Source organism: Parasutterella excrementihominis YIT 11859 (genome assembly GCF_000205025.1).
Lineage (GTDB): Bacteria > Pseudomonadota > Gammaproteobacteria > Burkholderiales > Burkholderiaceae_F > Parasutterella > Parasutterella excrementihominis.
In genome coordinates, this window is sequence record NZ_GL883693.1 from 19200 (window position 1) to 27927 (window position 8728).

The 8728-nt window shown below is 50.2% G+C and carries 6 protein-coding genes; all 6 read right to left on the reverse strand.

Annotated features, from left to right (window positions below; all coding sequences use genetic code 11):
* Positions 1–45: 45 nt before the first annotated feature.
* Positions 46–1377, reverse strand: coding sequence for a C4-dicarboxylate transporter DcuC (gene dcuC, locus HMPREF9439_RS04305; RefSeq protein WP_008863865.1), 1332 nt, complete (start codon positions 1375–1377; stop codon positions 46–48).
* Entirely contained in the window at positions 1374–2882 is a 1509-nt protein-coding gene (locus HMPREF9439_RS04310; protein WP_008863866.1) for an argininosuccinate lyase, read from the reverse strand. The genes dcuC and HMPREF9439_RS04310 overlap by 4 nt, the downstream gene beginning before the upstream one ends.
* A gap of 338 nt (positions 2883–3220) precedes the next feature.
* Complete coding sequence (locus HMPREF9439_RS04315; protein WP_008863867.1) at positions 3221–3580, reverse strand: NirD/YgiW/YdeI family stress tolerance protein; 360 nt, start codon at positions 3578–3580, stop codon at positions 3221–3223.
* Positions 3581–3814: 234 nt separating this feature from the next.
* The gene (serB, locus tag HMPREF9439_RS04320; protein ID WP_008811036.1) at positions 3815–4672 is read right to left on the reverse strand and encodes a phosphoserine phosphatase SerB; all 858 of its coding nucleotides are present in this window, start codon (positions 4670–4672) and stop codon (positions 3815–3817) included.
* Positions 4669–8142 carry a transcription-repair coupling factor gene (gene mfd / locus HMPREF9439_RS04325; protein ID WP_008863868.1) on the reverse strand — a complete coding sequence of 1158 codons (3474 nt, stop codon included), beginning with the start codon at positions 8140–8142 and terminating at the stop codon, positions 4669–4671. Before mfd ends, serB begins: the two co-directional genes overlap by 4 nt.
* A 5-nt stretch (positions 8143–8147) precedes the next feature.
* Positions 8148–8728: hypothetical protein (locus HMPREF9439_RS04330; RefSeq protein WP_008863869.1), on the reverse strand; the 581-nt coding region annotated here is incomplete at its 5' end.

Below are 8728 nucleotides of genomic sequence, written 5' to 3' on the forward strand. Positions count from 1 at the left end.
GTCTTCCAAGCAGCTTGAAAATCAATTGTCGCTAAGGAGCAGTGTTTAACTCATTGCAAACATCAGCAGCGTAACAACGATCAAAGCGACGATCGCCGGGATGGCTGTACGTTTAACCACTTCCATCGGGTTGACGCCTGCGATACCGGCTAGAATGATGACGCCGCCTGCAACTGGAGACATAGAACGTCCTAAACCTGCTGCGATCTGAGCAACTGCACCGAGTTGAACAATGGTCAAACCGAAGTCAGCGGCATTCGGTGTAATTGCCTGGTTGAAGGCTAAGGCGGCAGCGTTGCCGGAACCGGAAATAGCGGCCATTACGAAGGGACCTGCAGCGGCAGCGAACATGGCGACAGACTGAGAACCTTTCATCGCATCTACGAGAGCGCCGGTTAAGCCGATGGCTTTCATGCCCGAGGCAAACATAGCAGCGGCCGCAATCAGGATAACTACGTCGCAGAAACCGTCACCGGCACCGCGGCAGAATTTCTTGGAAGCATCGCCGATTTTTTGTTTATTGACTAAAGCAACGATCAGGCCGATGGCTGTACCGATCAGCATGCAGACGGGAACCGAGAAAGCCTTTGTCGGGAGAACGCCGACCTGTTTGGAAGCAAGAACCAGCAATGCAAGCGGAATAATCGGGATGATGGCTTTGATAGGGTTGACCTTGAAGTCTTTCTGGATTTCTTCGCCTTCGGGAAGTTCTTTGACGATTTCCGTTGATCCGACGCCTTCTTTCAAGACGATGCAGATAATCGTCAGACAGATGGCAGCGACCAGTGCACCGATAGCGCAGGGGAGAGCTTCCTGCATAATCACGATCATTGCATCCGGAGCCGGAATTTCTTTGGCTTTAAAGGCAATGTCGGCGATCTGAGGGTTGAACATCAAGCCGGGGCTGACGACGGAACCCCATGTTCCGATGAAGACGGCAGCGGCAGCCATCACCGGACGAACTTTCAGGGCGATTAGTGCCGGAATAAGAAGGACACCGACTGCGGCAGCAATGCCTGCCGCTGACGGCAGCACGATGTTTAGCAGCCAAGTAATGATGACGGCGCCGGGGATGACAATTACCGGAACGCGAGCCAATGGTTTAACCAGAAGATTTACCAAATGGTCTGAACATTTGGTAAAAGTCATGACGTAACCGAAACCCATCACGGTAACAATGGTCGGAACCAGGCCTCCATTGACTAATTGTTTAACGAAAGCATCCACAGCGGCAGAGACTCCTCCGTTTGTGCCGACAACAACTTGTCCGATGAACGCCATCACCAAGCCGGACAAAGCTAAAACCAAACGCGCTTCGTAGTTCTTGTAAATGAGATAGAACGTGACAACGACGATTGCTAATCCAATCCAGATCATAATTTTTTCTCCTGAGATTTATTGTTGAGAAGTTTTTCGAATGCTTCGTCGAGCGCTTTATCGCTGTCTGCTAAAGCATTCCTCCATGCGCGGAGACGTTGTTCGTCTTCTTCTAATCGTATGGCGATTTCGTCCAATCCTCTACGTACGTTAGCCGGGGCCGGAGAGCCCGTTCCGACATCCGACTGAACGGCATGTTCCGGAGAAAGAACTGTACGAAATTCTTCCTGTGTAAGTTCAAACGGAAGTCGTTTGTCTTCAAGCTGCTCGGTGACATTGCCGAAGATTTCTTTTGCGGCTTCAAACGGGAAGTTGTTCGGATGGAGATCCCGTGCTCTGGCATAGGTCACGATTTGACTTGCGAAGGTGTGACCGATACGGAAAGGAATTTCGAATTGTCGCTGTAAGGCCTCGGCAAGCGCCATCGTGGTTGTCCAATCGCTGTTTAGCTCCTCGAGACTACGAGCAGGATTGACCTTGAGCAAAGAGAAAGCCTGTTCCATCAGTTCCAGCATTTCGACACCTTTGACGAACACACCGGAGCAGTCTTCCAACACGCTTTCTTTGTTGTCATACATACCGAGCTGTAAGTTATGGGCTCGTAAAAAAGATGTCTGCATAGCGCCGACAACGTCGCTTGCTGTCCCTCGAGTTTTATTGAGAATGCCGGGATTGCGTTTTTGCGGCATCGCTGAAGAGCCGTAAGCGGCGCCGGAATCCAAGAGCAGCCAAGGACGTGTCTGTGAATATTGCTGCGCGAGGTCTTGAACGAGTGTGCCGATTCGGATAGCCACATTTGCGGCATTCGAGGCAGCCTCCAAAGGAATGTCAAAGAGGCTGATTTGAGCGGCATCCAGACCGTTCGTGATGGGCTTTTCAAACCCCAATAATTCAGCCAAGCGTTCGCGATTCAACGGCCAGCTGGAGCAGGCGAGCACAGCCACGCCGAGTGCAGATTGATTGATGCGTTTGTAGCTTTCAATGATTCGGTCTGAGTCTCTTTGGAAGGATTCCAAAAATCCCCAAAGATAGAAGGCCAAAGTGATCGGCATAGCCTGGACGCCGTTGGTGTACGCCGGAATGTATGTTTCGATATTTTCTCGAGCGATCGACAGAAGTCTTGTCCGCAGTTTGTTTAGTGCTTCATAAAAATCCAAAACTGCTAAGCGCAGACGAGCCTCATTCAATGTCGTGAACATGTCTTGGCGGCTTCGTCCTGTGTGAATGAGCGTAGCTTCTTCACCGCAGGATTCGATCAGCATTTTTTCCAACGGCATGATGTCCGTGAGGCGAGGAGCGCCAGGCAGATTTTGAAGATCTTCTGCGTGTTTTTGTGCCGCAGCGATTCTTGGGACAATGTTTTTATCGATAATTCCTTCCTCTGCCAGCATTACCAAGGAGGCGCGATTCAGACGGTTTTGCCAATAGGCCCAGTCTTTGGACTCAGCCTCTTCGCTGGTCGCTTTGAAATCATCCTTTCCCCAAGGTGTGACACGAAGTGTCATTTAAACTCTCCATAAATGATTGCGATACTTTGAGTCTAGGCTTCTTTACAAATTGTAAGGAGAGTATTTTTGCATAGATATGCGTTCAAATAACGCACGTATAAAAAAACATACAAGATGATATTTGGTTTAAATAATTTGGATATAGGAGATCTAATTGGAAATTGAAAATTTATTTATACAATAACAGCACGAATATTCGTGTTGTAATTGCAAATTAAGGGAAAGACCTTATTATTGTTATTTCGATACTTCCAGGTTAATAATTTTTGCCCACAAACAAAAAATCCTCCCGCAAATAGCGGGAGGATCGATATTAAAAACTGACTAAGTTGCGATTACTTTAGAACTTCAACCGGAGCATCGACTTCGTATTCGGTCTTGAGAAGGTCCTTGTCGACTTCGACAATTAACTTCACGGTGTTTTCGGGCTTGACGTTCTGACCGTTCCAATACTTACGGTCGATTTCAAGTTCGACGGAGCCGGTGGCATCCTTGAACTCGTACTTGTCACCTTGAACGTTCCGTACAATGTTGCCTTTCAAGATCAAATGAGCGTCATCAGGGAGCGTTTTTAGCTGAGCAACCGTACCTACTTGAGTGGCGCCGGGGCCGGTGAATCCGCCCGTTTGAGCCATAGCCGGAGCGGCGGCAAAGACAGAAGCTAAAGCAACCGCAGATAATACTTTCTTAACCACTGGTGTCTCCCTAAATGTATTGGCTTCAGCCTAAACCTTCCATTCTGGAGTGGTTAAATTCTTCTCGCGTAATGAGTACATTGAGTTGTTCTAGAGGGGGATGATTGGGGCCAGTTTATGCGAGTAAGAGCTGAGAGCTCTGTTATTCCATTCGACCTGTCTATTGTGGCTCTAGACAAAATTACACGCCTTGAGCAGGCGTGTAAGAGGTATCAAAAATTTTAAATTTTTCGATTAATCGAACAAGGCTAAGACACCGGATAAAGGCGCAAAGTCAAAAGCTTGTTTGGCGTGCGGTCTAACCTTTGGTTTTGCGTGCCATGCAATGGAAAGTCCGGCAGCTTCCAGCATAGGAATGTCATTGGAGCCGTCACCCATAGTGATGAGTTCGGAGAGCTCGATTCCGTGCTGTAGTGCGTAAGCCGATACGTAAGAAATCTTGCCGCGACCGTCGATAATCGGCGTGCCGAACGGTCCGGTGACTCGTCCGGTTAATTTGCCGTCAACGATTTCAAGTTCGTTGCTGATCACGTGCGTAAATCCATACCGTTCTTTAACAACTTCTGTTACGCAGCTAAAACCGCCGGAGACGAGCAGCATCGGGATGCCCGCGGCTTTGAAGGCGGCAACAAGTTTTTCGGCGCCTGGATTGGGCTTGATGTGACGATCGATCAGACGATCAACAATAGAAGCGTCGGCGCCGGCCATCAGCTTGACGCGGGCAGTTAGACTTTCTGCGTAATTTTTGATTTTGCCCTGCATCGCAAGCTCGGTGATATGGGCGACTTCCTCACCTTTGCCGACGAAAGAGGCCATTTCATCCAGTGTTTCCAAATTCAGGAAAGTGGAATCCATATCGGTAGCAAAAAGCTTGAAATTCTTCAGCTTTAATCCCGGCTCGATCCAATTCGCATCGATTTGAAGGGCTCTTGCTTTCTGAGCCCAGCGAGCCTCGAATTCCTCACGGTTGACACGGCGCAGACGAACCGCACAGGGATCTTTGATCGTGCCTTTTTTGCCAATGGTGTGAAGAAACTTTTCCAAAGTTTCTTCGCGTCCGATCTTGGTTTGAAGAACTAAATCGTGACTCACTTGAGCTCCTTGAGGATTCGTAAGATGTTGTCGCCCCTTTTCTCGGCGGTATCACTGTAAGTTTCTAATCGTAACCGATTCGGCCCGAGCATGCGCATATTTCGGTTTGCTTGAAGCATGCGGAAGAACTTTCCGGGGTCAAACGAGGGTTTATCTTTAAAGGTAAAGATGATGGAGTCTTCACCTGCGTCGATCTTTAAAACACCCAAAGGCTTGGCTTCCACACGTATACGGTGCGTAAGAATCAGATTCTTGGCTTCCTGAGTCAGCTTGCCGTAGCGGTCGGCAATCTCCTCCTGAATCTGATAAAGATCTTCCTTGTTTTTGACTTGTGCAAGGCGTTTGTAGAAAGTCAGACGGTTATGAACATCAGGAACATAGTCTGAACGGAGCAGGGCAGGCGCATGCAGATTGATGTCTGTCGTGGCTTCCAGCGGCTGAAGCAGATCAGGTTCGCGGCCTTCTTTTAAGGCAGTGACGGCAGAATCGAGCATCTGGGTGTAGAGGTCGAAACCTACGTCGGTCATTGAGCCGGATTGATGTTCGCCTAAGACTTCACCCGCACCTCTGATCTCTAAATCATGCATAGCCAAATAGAAACCGCTGCCGAGTTCTTCCATTTCTTTAATGGCTTCAAGCCGTTTCTCGGCATTTTTGGTCATCGCACCTTCGCCCGGGGTCAGCAAATAGGCATAAGCCTGATGGTGGGAGCGTCCGACGCGGCCGCGCAGTTGATGGAGCTGAGCCAAGCCGAATTTGTCGGCACGATGCATGATGATTGTGTTGGCGTTCGGGATGTCGATGCCGGTTTCGATAATCGTTGTGCAAAGCAGCACGTTGGTGCGCTGAGCATAGAAGTCACGCATGACGCGTTCAAGTTCCCGCTCGTTCATCTGCCCGTGTGCAACGCCGATGCGGGCTTCCGGAAGGAGCTGATCGAGACGCATGCGGGCGTTTTCAATGGTTTCGACTTCGTTATGAAGGAAGTAAACCTGACCGCCGCGCTTTAATTCACGCAGCACGGCTTCTCGTATCAGAGAGTCGCTTTCACGCTGGACAAAGGTCTTGATGGCCAAGCGTTTTTGCGGCGCCGTTGCAATAACGGAAAAATCTCGAATGCCTTCCAAAGACATCGACAAAGTGCGAGGAATCGGAGTTGCCGTCAGCGTCAGAATGTCGACTTCCGAACGAAGAGATTTGAGCTGTTCTTTCTGACGAACACCGAAGCGGTGTTCTTCATCGATGACGACAAGGCCGAGATCTTTAAATTGGACCTTATCGGAAAGCAGTTTGTGCGTACCGACCACAATGTCGATCGTGCCGTTTTTGATACCTTCGATCGATCCGTTCACTTCCTTTGAAGAACGGAAACGAGAAAGTTCGGCAATTCTCACCGGCCAGTTGGCAAAACGATCGCGGAAGGTTTGAGCATGCTGTTCGGCAAGCAGCGTTGTCGGGCAAAGAACTGCGACTTGTTTTCCGCCCATGACAGCCATAAACGCAGCGCGAAGAGCAACTTCGGTCTTACCGAAGCCGACGTCGCCGCAGACCAGACGGTCCATCGGTTTATCCGAGATCATGTCGCGGTAAACGGCGTTAATGGCGGCTAGCTGGTCTTCCGTTTCTTCAAAAGCAAAGGCTTCGGAGAACGCTTCGTAATCAGCCAAACTGAATTTGAAAGCGTAGCCTTTGCGGGATTGACGCAGGGCATAAATGTTCAAGAGTTCGGCAGTCGTATCCCTCACTTGGAGAGCCGCTTTCTTGCGAGCCTTCTCCCAATCGCCTTTGCCCAAGGAGTGCAGAGGGGCGGTTTCCGGATCCGCGCCGGAATATCGGGAAATCAAATGCAGCTGAGCGACCGGGACGTAAAGTTTGGCCTCTTTGGCGTAGTCAATCTGCAGGAATTCTGCTTCACCGTCCGGCGTGCTCATTGAAGTCAGACCGCGATAGCGGCCGACACCGTGATCCAAATGCACGACCGGGTCTCCGACTTTAAGTTCGGAGAGGTCGCGAATCATCATCTCGATGTTGCTTTCGCGCTCTGTTCTGCGGCGCCGGCGTCTGACCGGACGATCGGAGTTGGAATAAAGTTCTGTTTCCGTCAGAATGGAAATCGGCGGATTCTCTAGTTCCATTCCGTCGTAGAGCGGACCGTAGCAAAGCGCAAAGTTGTCTCCGCTTTCTAAGAATTTCTCAAATCCCGGCACCAAAGGTGCTTTAAGTCCGTTCTCTTTAAAGACATCTGAAATTGTTTCCAGGCGGCCCGCGGAATTTGCCATGACCAAGAGCTTGCAGCTGCGGGCAGAGCAAAGATCCTTGTATGCCTTCAATCCCTCGAGCGGGTCGTCTTTTCTGCGTTCAATGGCGACAGAAGGGAAATTCGGAGTTGCTGTTTCTTTGTCTGTGAGTGACAGACGAGCGTAGTTGCCGGCGAGTTCAAAAAATTGAGGCGCGCTCAGATAAAGGCGTTTGAAATCTAAAATCGGGCGTTCACCGTCAGCGCGAAGGAACTTGGCGCGCTGTTCGGTTTCTTTGTCGAAATGTTCGATGGCGCTGTTTACGTCGCCCAACAGGATCAGAGAAGCGTCAGAACCGATGTAATCAAAGAGGGTTTCGGTTTCGTCAAAGAAGAGCGGCAGGTAGTTCTCAACGCCGGGCGCGGCAATGCCGTTTTCGATGTCTTTGTAAAGCGTCACTTTGCTCGGATCGCCTTCAAACGTTTCTCGCCAGCGAGAACAGAAGGCAGACCTAGCCTCCTTGCCCATCGGAAATTCATGGGCCGGAAGCAGGCGGATTTCATCAACTTTTTCTACCGATCGTTGATTGTCCGGATCAAAGACTCGGATCTCGTCGAGTTCGTCATCAAAGAAATCCAGACGATAAGGCTTGGCCGCGCCCATCGGGAAGAGGTCAAGCAGTCCGCCGCGGCTGGCAAATTCGCCGGGTGCGACCACTTGAGAGACATGTTCATAGCCTCTCGCAACTAATTCGGCGCGAAGATCGGTCGGATCAATGCGGTCGCCCTTGCGGAAGAAGAAGGTTGTTGAGCCGATATAGTTTCTCGGCGCAAGACGCTGCGTTGCCGTGCTGGCAGAAACGATTAAGACGTCGACTGGGTCCTGGCGCTTTTGACGATTTAAAAGCAGGTACAGTGTCTGAAGGCGTTCACCGACAAGATCGGCGTGTGGGCTCAGCACGTCATAAGGCAGCGTTTCCCAATCGGGAAAAACCGTAAGCTTTAAAGAAGGATCAAACCACGTGACTTCGTCCTGGAGACGAATGACATCGCTTGGATCAGCACAGATAACAGTGAGCAGTTTGTTTTGTTTTTTGAGCTGAACCGCGTTTTGCGCGATGGACATGGCAAGCGCACTGCCTGCCGGACAATTTTCTCGATATTTGTCTGAGGGTTTTATTTCTGCAAGAGATTTTCCGATAACGGGCAAAGAGTCAAATATCGTTTCTTTCATCACAACTAGGCGCGGAGACCCCTGCCTTCAGGCAGAGGAGGAAACGCCTCCTCCTTTCGAATTTCTATTAAATAGGTTTGTCTCTTTTCCAGCAGATGCAGCTTCTTGCAGCTGATGCCGGCTGAAATGCGGGTTCCGTCAAGTTTTCGAACATCAAAGAACCCCGATGATCGACGGCCGAAAATGAAGCCTTCTTCTCCCTGGCAGGCAACTTTGTCAAAAAGACGGAAGCCTTTGACCTCAAAGGGAGCCTGATTGCGCTTTCGAAGGGCGCCTTTGAGGATAGAGAGCTTGTGAATCTGCCGGTTGTTCCGGCGCGTCTGCTTCTGGAAGAAGAATTCGCCGAGCCTTTCGGCTCCAAGATTGCCAGCAATGCAAAAGGCATCTGCACCATGTGACTTGGCAATGCCGTTCTCGATTCGCGCGTGCTTGGTTAAGTAGCCGTAGGTGTTGTGCACCTTCAGCTCAGAATGCGACGCCTTTAGGCGGTTCAGCACCTCCCAGCGCATAATTCCCATGAAGGTTTCCGCGCGGAACGATTGTCCGCGCTTTGTCTTCAGCGTGATTTCACCGCGATGAAGGGCCT